Origin of the sequence: Micromonospora sp. HM134 (assembly GCF_007833915.1) — a bacterium.
In the GTDB taxonomy this organism is placed as follows: domain Bacteria; phylum Actinomycetota; class Actinomycetes; order Mycobacteriales; family Micromonosporaceae; genus Micromonospora; species Micromonospora wenchangensis.
This window is the reverse complement of sequence record NZ_CP041061.1, coordinates 6,119,246-6,133,869: the sequence shown is the minus strand read 5'-3', so window position 1 is coordinate 6,133,869 and position 14,624 is coordinate 6,119,246. Positions and strand designations below refer to the sequence as shown.

Genomic DNA, 14,624 nt, shown 5'->3' with positions numbered 1-14,624 from the left:
CGGGCCCGGTGCCCGGTCAGCCGTTGAGCTGCCAGATCGAGAAGTTGAGCGCGGCGGCGAAGGTGACCCAGGCCCAGTAGGGCAGCAGCAGGGCCGCCGCCGGCCGGGAGATCCGCCAGAAGGCGACCACCGTCACCGCGATCGCCAGCCACATCAGCACGATCTCGGCGAAGGCCAGCCCGTAGCGTCCCGCGCCGAAGAACAGCGGGGTCCAGATCGCGTTCAGCACCAGCTGGACCGTCCACGCCCCGAGCGCCGGGCCGAAACCGACCCGCCGCCAGACCAGCCAGCCGGCGACCGCGATCAGCGCGTACAGCAGGGTCCAGACCGGGCCGAACAGCCACCCCGGCGGGGCCCAGGTCGGCTGCTGGAGCGAGGCGTACTCGTCGCGGGTGCCGGACACCCCCAGCCCGCCGATCGCGGCGGCGACCGCGACGGCCGCGCCGAAGCCGAGCAGCACCCACCAGGTCCGCGCCGAGCCGGTCCGCCGGTCGCTCCGGGTTATCTCCATGGTCAAGATATTTCCCGGGTACGCCGTCCCAAACCCGCCCCACCGCGCCGACCCCCGCACAGCACAGCGCCGGGGTCGTCGGTGCCGGAGGCTCCTGTCTGGGAGGACGGAGCTTCCGGGGGCGACGACCCCGGCGGGTCAGGTGCGGGTTCCGGCGTCAATTGAAGATGCTGACACCACCCGGGCCGACCAGAAGGCCGACCACGATGAGGACGATGCCCCACAGGATCTGCCGGCGGAACAGCGCGAGGATGCCGGCGACCACGAGTACGACTGCGAGAATCCAGAGAATCAGCTCCATGGCTGCTGAATACCCGGCCGTCCGAACCCGAAAACCTGGTTCTCAGTCGATTTGATCTCCCAGGTGGAAGACGCTGTACGCCTGCTTGATCACCGGGTGGGCGACGTTGCGTACGCGTACCCCGCCCGGGGTGACGCCGCGTTCGCTGCCGGCGTGCGCGTGCCCGTGCAGGGCGAGCGCCGTCGGCGCCGAGTCGATCGCCTGACCGAGCTGGTACGACCCGAGGAACGGGTAGATCTCCAGCGGCTCGCCGGCCAGCGTGTCCGGCACCGGGGCGTAGTGGGTCAGCGCGACGAGCAGGTCGCAGTCCAGCCCACGCAGCGCCGCGCCCAACGCCGCCGCGCTCTCGTTGCTGGTCCGGACGAAGGACTTCATCTCCGGCTCGCCGAAGTCGCTGGCGCACCGGCCGGCGAACCCGCCGCCGAAGCCCTTGACGCCGGCCACCCCGAGCCGGCCACCGGGGCACTCCAGCACCGTGCCGGTCCCCTCCAGCACGGTGATCCCGGCATCCTCCAGCACCTTGACCACCTGCGGCACCTGGTCGCACTGGTGGTCGTGGTTGCCCAGCACGGTGACCACCGGCACCCCCAGCCCGCCGAACTCCTCGGCGACGCAGCGCGCCTCGGACTCGGTGCCGTGCCGGGTCAGGTCGCCGGCGAGCAGCAGCACGTCGGCGCAGTCGGGCAACTCCTCCAGGGCCGGGCGGAACCGGCCCAGCACGTCGGCGTCCAGGTGCACGTCGCCGACCGCGGCGATCCGGATCATCGGGTCCTCCTCACGGCAGCTCCTCGACCTGGACCGGGGCCTGGGTGCGGATCACCCCGATGTCGCTGGTGATCGCCTCGTCCGGGAACCGCTCGGCCACCCGGCGCAGGATCTCCGCCCGGCGCTGCGGGCTCTCCACCTCGCCGGTGAGGACCAGTCCTGTTTCCCGGTGGACCACGGTGATCCCCTGCTCGGCGACGTCCGGGTCCTCGGTCAGCAGCCGTTGGATCTCCGCCTCGACGTAGGCGTCCGGCGGGCCGGCGCTGTGCTCGGTCACGGGGTCTCCCTTCCCTCGGGGATGCGGGCGTACGGCACCGGCGTGCCCCCGTACGGGACGACGTCGAGCCGGTCCAGCAGCATCAGGAACGCTTCGGCGTACGGCGAGTGCTGGGTCTCCTTGCGTACCCGCTCCCAGTCGATCTGTTCACGCAGCGACCGGGCCAGGGGCAGGCCCCGGGCGAAGTCGCAGTAGTGCTGGGAGAAGCTGAGCAGCTTGTGCACCATCAGCCGGGTCGCCGACAGCACCGGCATGTGGATGGCGTCCACCGGGCGGACCACGGTGTCGGCGAGGGTCTCGTGGGTCACCGGGGTCTCCACCGGCCGGTGGATCAGGTCGACCATCCGACCGTCGTCGTAGACCTTGACCAGCCAGTCCTCCGGCGGGCGCTCGGCGGTGAAGCCCTCGTCGGTCAGCGCCTCCAACGCCCGCTCGACATGCTCCTCGGGGAGCAGGAAGTCCACGTCGTGCTCGCTGGAGTGGCCGCCGTGGGCGTAGACGGCGAAGCTGCCGCCGAGGGCGAAGGGGATCTCGTTCTGCTTGAGCACGGCGGCGACCCGCTTGAGGGTGTGCAGGAGGCTGACGTCCCCGCGCTCGGCCATCTGGTCTCTCCCGTCGTGGATGGTCGGTGGGAAATGACGTTGCGTACCCGGCTGTCCGCCCGCCCACACCTGCCCGGCGTGCCGGTCCCGGTCACCGCGCCCCGGACGGGCATCAACCGGACGGGGGAGATGCGCCGGTCGGATATCCTGTGCAGGGTGGCCAGATCACGGCGCGCGACCGACGGCGGGGCCCGACTGCGGCGCGTCGCGCTGATCGGCATCGACGGCTCGGGCAAGACCACCCAGGCGTACCGGCTCGCCGCCGCGCTCACCGCGGCCGGGCGACCCGCCACCTACCACCGCAACGCGGGCGGCCGGCGCTGGCTGGGCCGGCTCGCCGCCCGGTTCGGCCGGGCCGACGCGCAGCTGCTGGTGGGCCGGGACGGGATGCTCGCGGTGGAGTCCGTGCTGCGCTGGCTGGCGATCGCCGCCGCGCTGCTCAGTTGCCTGGTGACCGGCCGTACCGCCGTGATGGACCGCTACTCCGCCTGCCAGTACGCCAGCATCCGGGCGCACGGTGGGCAGCGGTGGGAGCGGCTGGCCCGGGCCGGTTACCGGGTCTTCCCCGCGCCGCAGGTCACCTTCCTGCTCGCCGTCGACCCGGCCGAGGCGTACCGGCGGATCGAGCGGCGGGGGGAGGACCACGAGACGATGGGCTGGCTGACCGCCGCCGACGCTGCCTACCGGTCGCTGCCCGAGTACCCGGGTTTCGTGGTGGTCGACGCCGGCGGCGGGCCCGACGAGGTCTCCCGGCGCATCCGGGCGCACCTGGCGCGCTGGCTGCCGCCGGAGGAGGCGGGGCCGGTCGTCGATGATCCGCCGGACGACACCGGCCCGTCCGCCCCGGAGGCCGCCGGCGGGCCCCGGGAGCCGGTCGCCGCGCAGTCCCGCCCGTAGACCGAGGCGATTCCACCGGACCGGCGGAGGCGCGTCAGGCTGCGCAAATGGGAGTCTGTGCCGGTACGCCCCCGGGCCGGGGGATACTTCCTGTCGGATCCGCGCGGTCGTGGTTGACGCTCGCGGCTCATGAAAGTAAGTTTCATCCGTGGCGAAAAGTCCGAAGATTTCCGCGAGTCACGAGCCGGGTGGACTGATCGTCCACATCAGCGGCCTGCTCCCGTCGCTGTCCCCCGCCGAGCAGCGGGTCGCCCGACTGGTCGTCGCCGACCCGGCCGATGCCGCCCGACGGACCATCACCGACCTCGCCACCGCCGCCGAGACCTCCGAGGCCACCGTCATCCGGTTCTGCCGGTCCGTCGGCATGGACGGCTACCCGCAGTTGCGGATCCGGCTCGCCGCGGAGGCCGCCCGCCGGATCGAACCGCCGGACGCCCGGGTGGTCGGTGGGGACATCCCGCCCGGCGCCGACCTGGCCCAGATCATCGCCACCATCTCCTTCAACGACGCGCGGGCCGTCGAGGAGACCGCCGAGCAGCTCGACCCGGCCGTCTGCGAGCAGGTCGTGGAGGCGATCGTCAGCGCCGGCCGGATCGAGGTCTACGGCGCCGGCGCGAGCGGCTTCGTCGCCTCGGACTTCCAGCAGAAGCTGCACCGCATCGGCCGGATCGCGTTCTCCTTCCCCGACGTGCACACCGCGCTGACCTCCGCCGCCCTGCTCGGCAAGGGCGACGTGGCGATCGGCATCTCGCACAGCGGCACCACCTCCGACGTGATCGAGGTGCTCGAACAGGCCCGCTCCCGGGGGGCGGTCACCGTCGCGCTGACCAACTTCCCCCGCTCGCCGATCACCGAACGGGCCGACTTCGTCCTCACCACCGCCGCCCGCGAGACGACGTACCGGTCCGGGGCGATGGCCAGCCGGATCGCCCAGCTCACCGTGGTGGACTGCCTCTTCGTCGGGGTGGCCGCCCGGAACCGGACCCGGGCCCGGCGGGCGCTGGAGGTCACCGCCGAGGCGGTGCGAACACACCGGGTCGGCGGCAGTCGGAGGCGCTCGTGACCGCCGGCCGGGTCGGGCCGGACGACGTGGTGGGGCAGCGGGGCGGCGAGGGCGTGGTCGACCTGCGGCCGGTGGTCCGGGTCGGTGCCCCGACCGAACGACGCAACCCGCACAGCACCGACCTCGACCTGATGTCGACCCGGGACGTGCTCACCGTGATCAACGACGCCGACCGGCGGGTGCCGGCGGCGGTGGCCGCCGTCCTGGACGAGATCGCGGTGACCGTCGACCTCGCGGTGACCGCGCTGCGCGGCGGGCGCCGGGTGCACTACTTCGGGGCCGGCACCTCCGGCCGGCTCGGGGTGATCGACGCCGCCGAGTTGGCCCCCACCTTCAACTCCCCGCGCGGCTGGTTCTGCGCCCACCTGGCCGGTGGGCCGGACGCGATGTGGCAGGCCGTGGAGGACGCCGAGGACGACCTGGCAGCCGGGGCCGGCGAGGCCGCCGGGTGCGTCACCGCCGGGGACCTGGTGGTGGGGCTGGCGGCCAGCGGACGCACCCCGTACGTCCTGGGCGCACTCGACGCGGCCCGGCAGCGGGGGGCCTCGACCGTGCTGCTGTGCGCCAATCCGGAGGTCCGGGCGGCGGCCGAGGTCGACGTGGTCATCGGGGTCGACACCGGCCCCGAGGTGGTGACCGGCTCGACCCGGATGAAGGCGGGCACCGCGCAGAAGCTGGTGCTGAACACCTTCTCCACGGCGGTGATGGTGCGGCTGGGCCGGGTCTACTCCAACCTCATGATCGACATGGTGGCCACCAACGCCAAGCTGCGGGGCCGCATGATCTCCATCCTGATCGAGGCGACCGGCTGCTCCGAGGAGGTCTCCCGGCGGGCCCTGCACGAGGCCGACGGCGACCTGAAGACGGCCCTCGTCTCGCTGTTGTCCGGGGCCGAGGTCGACGCGGCCCGCGCCGCGCTGGCCCGGACCGCGCACCACGTCCGGGGTGCCATCGCCCTGCTCGCCTCCTGACCCGTCCCACCGGTCGGGTGCTGCGGGGTGACGCAGAACACCGTGTCGGGGGGACGTCGGCCACGCCACGGATTGTTGTTCCGGGCGTGGGGTAATCCAGGACCGCCGGGTGAACCGACCGGTCCACCGGCCCGTATCTGGCAGTGACTCCGATCGCAGCCGGACGGTGACGAGGGTCGCGGTTTACCCGGGGCACCGCAATGAAGCGGGGCCCGGCGTACGCCCGTCGACACCCGTGCCGACCAGCGGCGATCGTGCGGCCGACAGGTGGCTCTCCGGGGCCGCTGACAGCAAACGTGGACCGGGCTTTCAGCTGGTACTCAGGCATTCGTGACACTTTCGACTCACGACATGGAATCCCCGACCCGTCTCGACTGTTGTGCAGGTGTCAGCACCGGCGGGCAGCAGGGGCGTTGCACGGGGGAGGGCTGATGGACGTGGGGATGGCAAGGAACCGGGCAACCGGCGCGAGCGAGGGGACCGTGGACACCGTGGACAAGAACATCGGCATGCGAACCGACGAGGTCGCCGAGGAGCGTGACCTGGTCGGCGTCTACCTTCACGAGATCTCCCGGACGCCACTGCTGGACGCCGCCAAGGAGGTCGATCTCTCCAAGGCGATCGAGGCCGGCCTCTACGCCGAGCACCTGCTCGGCGAGGACCGCGTCCCCGCCGGGGCCGACCGGGACGACCTGGAGCGGCTGGTCGTCGAGGGGGAACGGGCGAAGGATCTCTTCATCCGGGCCAACCTGCGGCTGGTCGTGTCGATCGCCCGCCGGTACGTGCGTTCCGGGATGCCCATGCTGGACCTGATCCAGGAGGGCAACACCGGTCTGGTCCGCGCGGTCGAGAAGTTCGACTACGAGCGCGGCTACAAGTTCTCCACCTACGCCACCTGGTGGATCCGGCAGGCGATCAGTCGGGCCATCGCGCAGCAGGAACGCACCGTCCGGCTGCCCGTGCACCTGGTCGAGGACGTCAACCGGATGCGCAACGTGGCCCGGCAGCTCACCCGTGAGCTGGGTGGCGACCCGGAGCCGGAACAGATCGCCGCCGCCCTCGGCGTCACCGTCGAGCGGGTCAACGAGCTGGTCCGCTGGTCGCAGGACACGGTGTCGCTGGACACCCCGGTCGGCGACGACGGCGACACCAACCTCGGTGACCTGGTCGCCGACAGCGACGCCCCGTCCCCGGAGGACATCGTCCTCACCGGGCTGGAGCGGCAGCGCATCGAGGGCCTGCTCAACCACCTCGACGACCGGTCCGCCGGCATCATGCGGGCCCGGTACGGCCTGGAGGACGGGCGGGAGCACTCGCTGACCGAGGTCGCGTCCCGGTTCTCGCTGTCCCGGGAGCGGATCCGGCAGCTGGAGATCCAGGCGCTCGGCCGGCTGCGTGAGCTGGCCCGCGCGGAGGGCCTCCAGGCGGCCTGAGCTGGTGGTCCCGCAGGCGGCCTGAGCTGGTAGTAATGACGGCGAACGGCCGGCGTCCGATAGGGGGACGCCGGCCGTTCGCCGTTGTCGTTGCGGTCAGCGGACCCGGCCGTAGCCGGCGATGCTCATCATGTTCATCTTCCGCTTGAGCACGTTGCGCCCGGCGCTCGGCGCGTCGATCACCTGACCGCCGCCGACGTAGAGCGCGACGTGTCCCAGCCCCGAATAGAAGACCAGGTCGCCGGGGCGCAGCTCGCTACGGCTGACCCGGGAGGTGGCGTTCCACTGCATCGCCGCGTTGTGCGGCAGCCGCTTGCCGGCGGACCGCCAGGCGGCGAGCGTCAGGCCGGAGCAGTCGTAGCCGCCGGGCCCCTCGGCCCCCCAGACGTACGGCTTGCCGATCGCGCCGTAGGCGTACCGGACGGCGGCCCCGGCGCTGCCGGAGACGGCCGGCGCGTCGGGGGTGTCGGGTGGTGCGGCACTCTTCGGCTTCTTCACCGGCGCCTCGGTCGCCCGACCGTACGCCGCCCGCCGCATCTCGTAGAGCTCCGCCAGATCCTGCTCGATCCGCTTCTTCGTCTTGGTCAGCGCCCGGGACTGGGCGGCCTGCCTGGCGAGCGTGGCGTCGAGCTTGGTCTTCTGGTCCAGCAGCGCCCGCTGGTCGGCGGTGTACCCGTCGATCTGCTGTTGCCGGTGCCGGGTGAGCTGGTCGAGGGTGCCCAGCCGGTCGACCAGCGAGCCGCCGGCCGGGTCGAGGATCGCCTCGGCCGTCCGTAGCCCACCGGTCTTGTACGCGGTGGCCGCGATCTCGCCCACCGCCGCCCGGCTCTGGGCGGCCTGGACCTCCAGCGGGCCGATCCTGGCGTGCAGGCCGGCCGCGGTGGTCTGGTTCGTCTTGATCTCCTCGTTGAGCTTGTTGTACGACTCGACGATCCGTTCCAGCTCGGCCGAGGAGCGCTCGATCCGGGCGGTGAGGTCGGCGACCGAGGGCTCGGCCCGGACCGGCGCCGACGGGGCGATCAACGCGGCCGACAGGCCGGCGACCGCCAGGGTGCGCAGCAGCATCCGTAAGGACGACAAGAGCGGAAGACTCCTCTCCCACCGGTCACCGGAGGATGCTGAGCCCCCGGCGACACCGGCCCGGGCCCGTCCGGATGGACGGCCGTGTACCGAGCCGGCCCGATCAACCTAACCTGTGGCGGGAGTGACGCGCAGACAAAGCAGCGGCGAATGTTGGCCGAGCGCTCCGGCGGGTCGTTGTGGCAGGTGGCACCCATGATGCGGGGCGGACGGCCGGCGACCGGGTTCCGCGCGGTAGGCGAGGAAGGTCTGATTCGTCGTTCCAGGCGGATACCGGCAGGGATCGCGCGGTATTAGCCGGATAAAACCGGAATGGTGGTCAGATGCCGGCGATGCTGGGACGTCGCGCTCGCCGGATGTGTCGGAAATCGGAGAGCGGCCCGGGCGGGTCGGCACCAGAATGGAGCCCCGGCCGGGAATCCCGCCGTACGCAGGTGGCGTGGCGGTGGGCGACCGGTTCCGTCGGCCCCCGGGAGGACGCCGTGCAGGCAGACCGCGCCAGCACCCGACCGCCACACTGGTCCCGACCGACCACCCTGCTCTACGCCCGGCCCGGCATCGTGGTGACCACCGAACGGTTCACCGCCGGCCGCAGCAGCTACGCCGTCGCCGACCTCACCCACCTGCGTACCGGCCGTGGGCCGCACGACCGGCTCGCCGCCCGGGTCGTCACCTGCGCCGCCGTCGGGGCGGGCAGCGTCGGCGTCCTGCTCGGCTTCACCGGAGGGCTGGAACGGCTCACCGCCGAGGCGTACCTGGCGCTGGGCCTGGTGTGCCTGCTGCCCGTGCTGCTGGTGCTGCTCGGCGACCGCTGGCGGCCACCGGCCCACGAGCTGCACGGCCACTGCCACGGCACCGAGCTGCTGCTGTTCAGCAGCGACGACCGGGAGCAGTTCGAGCAGGTGGTCGACGCCCTGCACCAGGCCCGCGAGCAGCACCGCTACCCCGACGCCGACGACCCGTCACCCACCGCCGCCTACTGGCGACCGGAGCGCTGAGCCCGGCCGCGCGCCAGCCCCGGCCGTCAGCGACCGACCGGCTCCGGGGTACGGGTCGGCGCGGTAGCCGCCAGCTCGCGGGTCACCTTGCGCTCCGCGACGAACGACACGAACGGCACCGTGCCGGCGAGCATCACCAGCAGCATCCGCTTGAGCGGCCAGTCCACCCGCCGGCCCAGGTCGAAGGTGGCGGCCAGGTAGAGCAGGTAGAGCCAGCCGTGCGCGGTGCCGACGACGGCCACCACGATCGGCTCGTCGAACACGTACTTCAGTGGCATGCCGATCAGCACCAGCACGGCCAGCGCCACGCCCACGATCCAGGCGATCACGCGGTACCGGGTAAGGGCTCCGCCCACCGTCGTCCGTCCTTCCGACCGGCCTCAGCCGGGATAGTCGCCGGGCCTCGCGCCCGGATTGGCATTCAACCAGGTCAGGTAGCGGTTGTACGCGGCCAGGTCGGCGTCGTCCGCGCCGTCGACAGGTGTCGCCGGCACCCGGGCGACCCGCACCGGACGTCGTACCGCCGGGGTGCCCGGCCCGGGGGCGGCCGGCTCGGCCGGGGCCGCCCCGGCCGGTGGGGGCGCTGCGGCGGGGGCGCGCAGCGCGTGCCGGACCTCCCGCCACCAGACGAAGACCACGAAACCGGCGAAGATCGGCCACTCCACCGCGTACGCCCAGCTCAGGGTGTTACCGGAAGCGGCCCGGCTGATCTGCCACCAACCCAGCGCCAGGAATCCCGTGACCAGGACGACCAGGGCCACGTGGCGGACGATCCACGCCGGTGTCCAGAGCCGCTTCATGCCGTCGAGGGTACCGGGAGCGCCCGGCGACTCCGACACGATGTCGTAGTCGCCGCGCCGCCGGTCGGTGGAGCGCTGGTTTGGTGCCAGCGCGGCTGGGCAACCGTCTAGACAGCCAGCCCAGTCGAACCCGAGGGGGCGACATGACCGAATCAGTACACCGCTCCGGCGACGCCAGCGCCGAGCAGCGGATGCCGGAGTGGGACGGCGACCACGTCCACCGGACCGCCACCGTGGTCACCGAGACCGACGGCGAGCTGCTCGGGGTGGACCCGGCAGACCTCGACGACGACGACCTGATCCGCGAGTTGCAGAGCCTGCACCGCACCCGGCTCGACACGCTGCGGCACGCCGCCGACTCGGCGCTCGCCAACCACCTGCGCCGCACCGCCGAACTGGAGACCGAGTACCTGGCCCGGCACCCCGGCCGCGAGGTGGACCCGCACCGGCTCCGGGACGCCTGATGGGCACGCACGCCGAGCGTGGCATGTCCGCGCCGCCGGAGGTGGTGTTCAGTACCGCCACCGACCCCGAACGGATCGACGCCTGGCTGCCCGGGGCGCTGCGGGCCGACGGCCCGGCCCCGAGCAGCCGCTCCGACGACGAGTTGCGGGCCCGCTGGGACGGCCCGGACGGCGCGGCCGAACTGCGGGTCGCCCCGGCCGACTCCGGCGGGGCCCGGGTCCGGCTGGACCTGCCCGCCGGCGCGGACGCCGGGCTCGCCGACGAATCGCTCGTCAACCTCGAACGTGAGGTCGCCGAGAACCTGACCGCAGGTTGACCCCACCCGCCCACCCCGACGAGACCGCTGCGCCGCACCCGACGGTGCGACGACGAACGAGGAGACCCGGTGACCGACGGTGGTCTGAAGCAGAAGGTGGCGCGGCTGCGCCAGGCGTACGCGCCGCACGAGCACCGGCCGCTGGGCGGCTACCTGGCGGCGATGGGCACGTACGCCGGGGTGACCGCCTCCATCGCGGCGCTGGTGAAGGCCACCGGCCGGCCGGTGCCCGAACGGCCCTCCCCGGGTGACGTGGTGCTGCTCGCCGTCGCCACCCACAAGCTGAGCCGGCTGCTGTCCAAGGACGCGGTGACCAGCCCGCTGCGGGCCCCGTTCACCCGCTACGACCGTCCGATCGGCAGCGGCGAGGTGATGGAACAGGTCCGGGACCAGGGCAGCTCCACCCGGCACGCGATCGGTGAGCTGCTCAGCTGCCCGTTCTGCCTGGCCGTCTGGGTGGCCACCGGGCTCACCGGCGGCCTGGTGCTGGCCCCCCGGCTGACCCGGCTGGTGGCGACCGCGCTGACCGCCGTCGCCGCGTCCGACTTCCTCCAGATGGGGTACGCGGTGGCGCAGCAGGCCGCCGAGGGCGGGCGGCACGACGAACGGTGACCAGGCGGAAGGGGCCGGCGGATCGTGTCCGCCGGCCCCTTTCCGTCATCCGTCGACGCCCGCTCAGGTGGGGGTGGTGCCGTGGTCCTCGCCCGCCCAGCCGCGCGGCGCCTCCGGCTCCCGCTCGTCGGCGTCCGCGCCGGTGATCACGTCGCGGTCGACCGCGGTCCTGTCGTGCTCGTTGGCGAAGTCCGGTTCGGGCAGGGTGTCCCGCCCCTCGGGGGGTTGGCCGAGGGCGGGCATCCGTTCGTGGCGTTCGGTCTGGTCGGACATCTCGATCTCCTCTCGCCGGCGTCGCCGGTCAGCCCGCCGACCCGCCCAGCAGGTCGGCCACCTCGTCCACCGCGTACTCCCCCTCGGGGAGGGCGGCGACCCGGGTGAGCAGCTCCGCCGGCAGGTCCGCGCTGACCGCCGAGCGGTAGATGTCGGCCTGGCTGAGCCGTTCCTGGCCGTGGTAGATCTCGTCCAGCAGCTCGTCGAGCTGCCGGAGGTCCGGCTGGGCGGTCCCGGGCAGGTCGTCGGGCGCGGCTACGTCGTCGGTCACCCCGCCCTGCTACCCGGGGTCGAAACGGTCAAACCCGTCAGGCCGGGGTGGGCAGGGTGGCCCGGCGGGCCCGCACCGCGACGGCGAGCTGCTCCAGCACCTCGGCCGTGGTGTCCCAGCCGATGCAGGCGTCGGTGACCGACCGGCCGTAGGTCAGCTCCCGGGTCGGGTCCAGGTCCTGCCGGCCCTCCAGCAGGAAACTCTCCAGCATGATGCCGACGATCCCGCGCTGCCCGGCGGCGAGCTGGGCGGCCACGTCGGCGGCCACCTTCGGCTGGTTGCGGTGGTCCTTGCCGCTGTTGGCGTGGCTGGCGTCGACCACCAGCCGCTCCGGCAGCCCGGCCGCCCGGAGCAGGTCCAGCGCCCCGGCCACCGAGGCGGCGTCGTAGTTGGGCCGGCCCCCGCCGCCGCGCAGCACCAGGTGCCCGTCGGCGTTGCCCCGGGTGTGCATGATCGCCGGGGTGCCGGAGACGTCGATGCCGGGGAAGACGTGCGGCACCTCGGCGGCCCGGATCGCGTCCACCGCGGTGCCGATGCTGCCGTCCGGGCGGTTCTTCATGCCGATCGGCATGGACAGGCCGGAGGCGAGCTGCCGGTGCACCTGGCTCTCCACCGTCCGGGCGCCGATCGCGCCCCAGGCCACGGTGTCGGCGATGTACTGCGGGGTGATCGGGTCGAGGAACTCGCAGCCCACCGGGAGCCCCAACCGGATCACGTCGCGCAGCAGCGCCCGCGCGGTGCGCAGGCCGGTGTTCACGTCGCCGGAACCGTCCAGCGCCGGATCGTTGATCAGGCCCTTCCAGCCGACCGTGGAACGCGGCTTCTCGAAGTAGACCCGCATCACCACCAGCAGGTCGTCGGCGTGCCGGTCGGCGGCCTCGCGCAGCAGGTGCGCGTACTCCAGCGCCGCCGCCGGGTCGTGCACCGAGCACGGGCCGACCACCACCAGCAGGCGGTCGTCGGCGCGGTCGAGCACCCGGCCGACGTCGCGCCGGCCGGCCAGCACGGCCGAGGCCAGCGGCGGGTCCAGGGGCAGCTCGTGCAGGAGCAGGGCGGGGGTGGTCAGCGGCACGACACGGTCGATCCGTTGGTCGATGACCGCGCCGTTGTCCGGGGTGGGCCCGTTGTCCGGGGTCGTCACGGTGGGAATCCTTCCGCCGACCGTGCCCGGGGCCGGTGCCCGGGTCGAGCCGGCTGCTCGTAAACAGAAGGGCAGGAAGCTCGAAGGCTCCTGCCCGGCCGGCTCGAAACGCGGTGACGTCAGCTCATGGTGAGGTCACCGGCTCCGCAGCCGGCTGCCTAAACCATGGATACGTACGTGTCACGCCGGCAAGCGTACCCGAGGCGGAGGCAAGGACTCATCCGCCCGTCGGCCAACCCTCGCCTGACGTTCACCTCCGTCACTGCCACCGTCGGTAACTTCGGCGGCACCGCTCGCATCCCCGGAGGTTTCCGATGGACCGTCGAACCGTCCTGCGCGCCACCGTCGCCGGTGGGGCCGCCGCCTTCGCCGGCAGCCTCTGGTCCGGTGCCGCGTCGGCCGCACCGGCCCAACCCGGCACCGGTCCCTACGGGCCGCCCGGCAGCGCCGACGGCAACGGTATCCAGCTCCCCGCCGGCTTCACCAGCCGGGTGGTCGCCCGCTCCCGGCAGACGGTGCCCGGCACCTCGTACACCTGGCACGCCGCACCCGACGGCGGGTCCTGCTTCGCCGCCGGCACCGGCTGGATCTACGTCTCCAACTCCGAGATCACCCCCAGCGGCGGCGCGTCGGCGGTGCGGTTCGCCGCCGACGGCACGGTCACCTCGGCGTACCGCATCCTGTCCGGGACCAACCAGAACTGCGCCGGTGGCGCGACGCCGTGGGGCACCTGGCTGTCCTGCGAGGAGATCAGCCGGGGCTTCGTCTACGAGACCTACCCGCAGGGCGGCACCGCCGCGGTGCAGCGCCCGGCGCTGGGCCGGTTCAAGCACGAGGCGGCGGCGGCCGACCCGACCCGCCAGGTGATCTACCTGACCGAGGACGAGACCGACGGCTGCTTCTACCGGTTCCGCCCCACCGTCTGGGGCGACCTGTCCGCCGGCACCCTGGAGGTGCTGGTCGCCGGCACCGCCACCAGCGGCGCGGTGAGCTGGGCCCGGGTGCCCGACCCGGACGGCTCGCCGACGGCGACCCGTAACCAGGTCGCCGGGGCGAAGCGGTTCACCGGCGGCGAGGGCTGCTGGTACGCCGACGGCACCTGCTGGTTCACCACCAAGGGCGACAACCGGGTCTGGGCGTACGACGCGGTCGGCCAGCGCATCGACCTGGCGTACGACGACTCGCTGGTGACCGGCGGGACGGCCCCGCTGACCGGGGTGGACAACATCACCGGCACCCGCTCCGGTGACCTCTACGTCGCCGAGGACGGCGGCAACATGGAGATCAACCTGATCACCCCGACCGGGGTGGTGACGCCGTTCCTGCGGATCACCGGGCAGTCCTCGTCGGAGATCACCGGCCCGGCGTTCTCCCCGGACGGCAGCCGGCTCTACTTCTCCTCCCAGCGCGGCACGGCCGGGATCTCCGCCGGTGGGATCACCTACGAGGTGCGCGGCCCGTTCCGCTGACGCCCGGCCGCCCGCCCCGGCGTCGACTCCCCGGCAAGCCCGGGGGACCGGCGTGGCGGAGACGCCGACTGGGTAACGGGATGGGCATGAAAACCCACGAGCAGAGCGACCAGGAACGGGTGGAGTCGCGGGCCCACCTGCTGCCCGAGGAGGCAGCGGTGGGCAGCGACGACCCGCAGGCCCAGGCCGAGGCGATCCTCGCCGAGTCGGATCTCCGGACGGCCGATCCGCAGGCCGCCCCCGGCACGGTGCTGGAGCACCGCACCTCCGCCGAGACAGTCCCCCCGATCGAACCCCCCGACTGAGCCTCGACGACCCGCCCGCCTTGATCGACTCAAGGTCGCCGATGATGCGGTGTCGACGCCTGGCTGATACCGCA

Annotated in this window: 21 protein-coding genes; 10 read left to right on the top strand and 11 right to left on the bottom strand. The window is 73.1% G+C overall.

The genetic code is table 11. The annotated features are described in order from the left end of the window. Positions 1-16: 16 nt before the first annotated feature. The 5 genes from FJK98_RS26580 to FJK98_RS26565 all read right to left on the bottom strand — a co-directional run bounded on the left by FJK98_RS26580 (position 17) and on the right by FJK98_RS26565 (position 2,456). Entirely contained in the window at positions 17-511 is a 495-nt protein-coding gene (locus FJK98_RS26580; protein ID WP_145921407.1) for a TspO/MBR family protein, read from the bottom strand. A 157-nt stretch (positions 512-668) separates the two neighbouring features. Further along, positions 669-812 carry a GPGG-motif small membrane protein gene (locus FJK98_RS33385; RefSeq protein ID WP_007464364.1) on the bottom strand — a complete coding sequence of 48 codons (144 nt, stop codon included), beginning with the start codon at positions 810-812 and terminating at the stop codon, positions 669-671. Between the two features lie 42 nt (positions 813-854). Beyond that, positions 855-1,577 carry a metallophosphoesterase gene (locus FJK98_RS26575; protein WP_145921406.1) on the bottom strand — a complete coding sequence of 241 codons (723 nt, stop codon included), beginning with the start codon at positions 1,575-1,577 and terminating at the stop codon, positions 855-857. 10 nt (positions 1,578-1,587) lie between these two features. Next, positions 1,588-1,854: a hypothetical protein gene (locus tag FJK98_RS26570; protein ID WP_088642728.1), complete on the bottom strand. Its 267-nt coding sequence runs from the start codon at positions 1,852-1,854 to the stop codon at positions 1,588-1,590. Next, positions 1,851-2,456: a nucleotidyltransferase gene (locus FJK98_RS26565; RefSeq protein WP_088642727.1), complete on the bottom strand. Its 606-nt coding sequence runs from the start codon at positions 2,454-2,456 to the stop codon at positions 1,851-1,853. The genes FJK98_RS26570 and FJK98_RS26565 overlap by 4 nt, the downstream gene beginning before the upstream one ends. Before the next feature lie 156 nt (positions 2,457-2,612). On the opposite strand from FJK98_RS26565, the gene FJK98_RS26560 reads away from it, so the two are divergent. The 4 genes from FJK98_RS26560 (at position 2,613) to FJK98_RS26545 (ending at position 6,820) form a co-directional block, all read left to right on the top strand. Continuing rightward, a complete protein-coding gene (locus tag FJK98_RS26560; RefSeq protein ID WP_194821545.1) occupies positions 2,613-3,353 on the top strand; it encodes a thymidylate kinase in 741 nt (246 codons plus the stop codon). A 148-nt stretch (positions 3,354-3,501) separates the two neighbouring features. Next, positions 3,502-4,416: a MurR/RpiR family transcriptional regulator gene (locus tag FJK98_RS26555; RefSeq protein WP_145921405.1), complete on the top strand. Its 915-nt coding sequence runs from the start codon at positions 3,502-3,504 to the stop codon at positions 4,414-4,416. Then, positions 4,413-5,387 (top strand): N-acetylmuramic acid 6-phosphate etherase, encoded by a 975-nt coding sequence (gene murQ, locus FJK98_RS26550; RefSeq protein ID WP_370516925.1) that lies wholly within the window; start codon positions 4,413-4,415, stop codon positions 5,385-5,387. The genes FJK98_RS26555 and murQ overlap by 4 nt, the downstream gene beginning before the upstream one ends. A gap of 443 nt (positions 5,388-5,830) precedes the next feature. Next, a complete protein-coding gene (locus FJK98_RS26545) occupies positions 5,831-6,820 on the top strand; it encodes an RNA polymerase sigma factor RpoD/SigA (protein WP_194821544.1) in 990 nt (329 codons plus the stop codon). Positions 6,821-6,916: 96 nt separating this feature from the next. Here the strand turns inward: FJK98_RS26545 and FJK98_RS26540 are convergent, their stop codons facing one another. Continuing rightward, positions 6,917-7,900, bottom strand: a complete 984-nt coding sequence (locus tag FJK98_RS26540) for a C40 family peptidase (protein WP_145921403.1) — start codon at positions 7,898-7,900, stop codon at positions 6,917-6,919. A 482-nt stretch (positions 7,901-8,382) separates the two neighbouring features. Between FJK98_RS26540 and FJK98_RS26535 the strand changes: the two genes are divergently transcribed. Continuing rightward, positions 8,383-8,898, top strand: a complete 516-nt coding sequence (locus tag FJK98_RS26535; RefSeq protein ID WP_145921402.1) for a DUF6232 family protein — start codon at positions 8,383-8,385, stop codon at positions 8,896-8,898. 26 nt (positions 8,899-8,924) lie between these two features. On the opposite strand, the gene FJK98_RS26530 is transcribed toward FJK98_RS26535, so the two are convergent. Beyond that, entirely contained in the window at positions 8,925-9,254 is a 330-nt protein-coding gene (locus FJK98_RS26530; RefSeq protein ID WP_145921401.1) for a DUF3817 domain-containing protein, read from the bottom strand. Positions 9,255-9,278: 24 nt separating this feature from the next. Continuing rightward, on the bottom strand, positions 9,279-9,698 hold the full coding sequence (locus FJK98_RS26525) for a hypothetical protein (protein WP_145921400.1): 420 nt from the start codon (positions 9,696-9,698) through the stop codon (positions 9,279-9,281). A gap of 143 nt (positions 9,699-9,841) precedes the next feature. Here FJK98_RS26525 and FJK98_RS26520 point away from each other — a divergent pair, with 143 nt between their 5' ends. The 3 genes from FJK98_RS26520 to FJK98_RS26510 all read left to right on the top strand — a co-directional run bounded on the left by FJK98_RS26520 (position 9,842) and on the right by FJK98_RS26510 (position 11,091). Continuing rightward, a complete protein-coding gene (locus FJK98_RS26520) occupies positions 9,842-10,162 on the top strand; it encodes a DUF6158 family protein (protein ID WP_145921399.1) in 321 nt (106 codons plus the stop codon). Then, complete coding sequence (locus FJK98_RS26515) at positions 10,162-10,479, top strand: hypothetical protein (RefSeq protein WP_145921398.1); 318 nt, start codon at positions 10,162-10,164, stop codon at positions 10,477-10,479. The genes FJK98_RS26520 and FJK98_RS26515 overlap by 1 nt, the downstream gene beginning before the upstream one ends. A gap of 69 nt (positions 10,480-10,548) precedes the next feature. Further along, a complete protein-coding gene (locus FJK98_RS26510) occupies positions 10,549-11,091 on the top strand; it encodes a DUF1360 domain-containing protein (protein WP_088642719.1) in 543 nt (180 codons plus the stop codon). A gap of 63 nt (positions 11,092-11,154) precedes the next feature. Here FJK98_RS26510 and FJK98_RS26505 read toward each other — a convergent pair whose 3' ends face one another. From FJK98_RS26505 to FJK98_RS26495, 3 genes are read right to left on the bottom strand one after another with little or no spacing between them, the layout of a single operon-like run. Next, positions 11,155-11,364 (bottom strand): hypothetical protein, encoded by a 210-nt coding sequence (locus FJK98_RS26505; protein ID WP_145921397.1) that lies wholly within the window; start codon positions 11,362-11,364, stop codon positions 11,155-11,157. A 28-nt stretch (positions 11,365-11,392) separates the two neighbouring features. Then, positions 11,393-11,635, bottom strand: a complete 243-nt coding sequence (locus FJK98_RS26500) for an NAD-glutamate dehydrogenase (protein ID WP_145921396.1) — start codon at positions 11,633-11,635, stop codon at positions 11,393-11,395. 37 nt (positions 11,636-11,672) lie between these two features. Then, entirely contained in the window at positions 11,673-12,776 is a 1,104-nt protein-coding gene (locus FJK98_RS26495) for a 3-deoxy-7-phosphoheptulonate synthase (RefSeq protein ID WP_145921395.1), read from the bottom strand. A gap of 314 nt (positions 12,777-13,090) precedes the next feature. Between FJK98_RS26495 and FJK98_RS26490 the strand changes: the two genes are divergently transcribed. Both FJK98_RS26490 and FJK98_RS26485 read left to right on the top strand, forming a co-directional pair. Further along, positions 13,091-14,245 carry an alkaline phosphatase PhoX gene (locus FJK98_RS26490; protein ID WP_145921394.1) on the top strand — a complete coding sequence of 385 codons (1,155 nt, stop codon included), beginning with the start codon at positions 13,091-13,093 and terminating at the stop codon, positions 14,243-14,245. An 86-nt stretch (positions 14,246-14,331) separates the two neighbouring features. Beyond that, positions 14,332-14,550 (top strand): hypothetical protein, encoded by a 219-nt coding sequence (locus tag FJK98_RS26485; RefSeq protein ID WP_145921393.1) that lies wholly within the window; start codon positions 14,332-14,334, stop codon positions 14,548-14,550. The last annotated feature ends 74 nt before the right edge of the window (positions 14,551-14,624 follow it).

Coding starts and splice junctions, on each gene's coding strand:
- FJK98_RS26580 (WP_145921407.1), bottom strand. CDS start 511: ATGGAGATAACCCGGAGCGACCGGCGGACCGGCTCGGCGCGGACCTGG.
- FJK98_RS33385 (WP_007464364.1), bottom strand. CDS start 812: ATGGAGCTGATTCTCTGGATTCTCGCAGTCGTACTCGTGGTCGCCGGC.
- FJK98_RS26575 (WP_145921406.1), bottom strand. CDS start 1,577: ATGATCCGGATCGCCGCGGTCGGCGACGTGCACCTGGACGCCGACGTG.
- FJK98_RS26565 (WP_088642727.1), bottom strand. CDS start 2,456: ATGGCCGAGCGCGGGGACGTCAGCCTCCTGCACACCCTCAAGCGGGTC.
- FJK98_RS26545 (WP_194821544.1), top strand. CDS start 5,831: ATGGCAAGGAACCGGGCAACCGGCGCGAGCGAGGGGACCGTGGACACC.
- FJK98_RS26525 (WP_145921400.1), bottom strand. CDS start 9,698: ATGAAGCGGCTCTGGACACCGGCGTGGATCGTCCGCCACGTGGCCCTG.
- FJK98_RS26520 (WP_145921399.1), top strand. CDS start 9,842: ATGACCGAATCAGTACACCGCTCCGGCGACGCCAGCGCCGAGCAGCGG.
- FJK98_RS26515 (WP_145921398.1), top strand. CDS start 10,162: ATGGGCACGCACGCCGAGCGTGGCATGTCCGCGCCGCCGGAGGTGGTG.
- FJK98_RS26505 (WP_145921397.1), bottom strand. CDS start 11,364: ATGTCCGACCAGACCGAACGCCACGAACGGATGCCCGCCCTCGGCCAA.
- FJK98_RS26490 (WP_145921394.1), top strand. CDS start 13,091: ATGGACCGTCGAACCGTCCTGCGCGCCACCGTCGCCGGTGGGGCCGCC.
- FJK98_RS26485 (WP_145921393.1), top strand. CDS start 14,332: ATGAAAACCCACGAGCAGAGCGACCAGGAACGGGTGGAGTCGCGGGCC.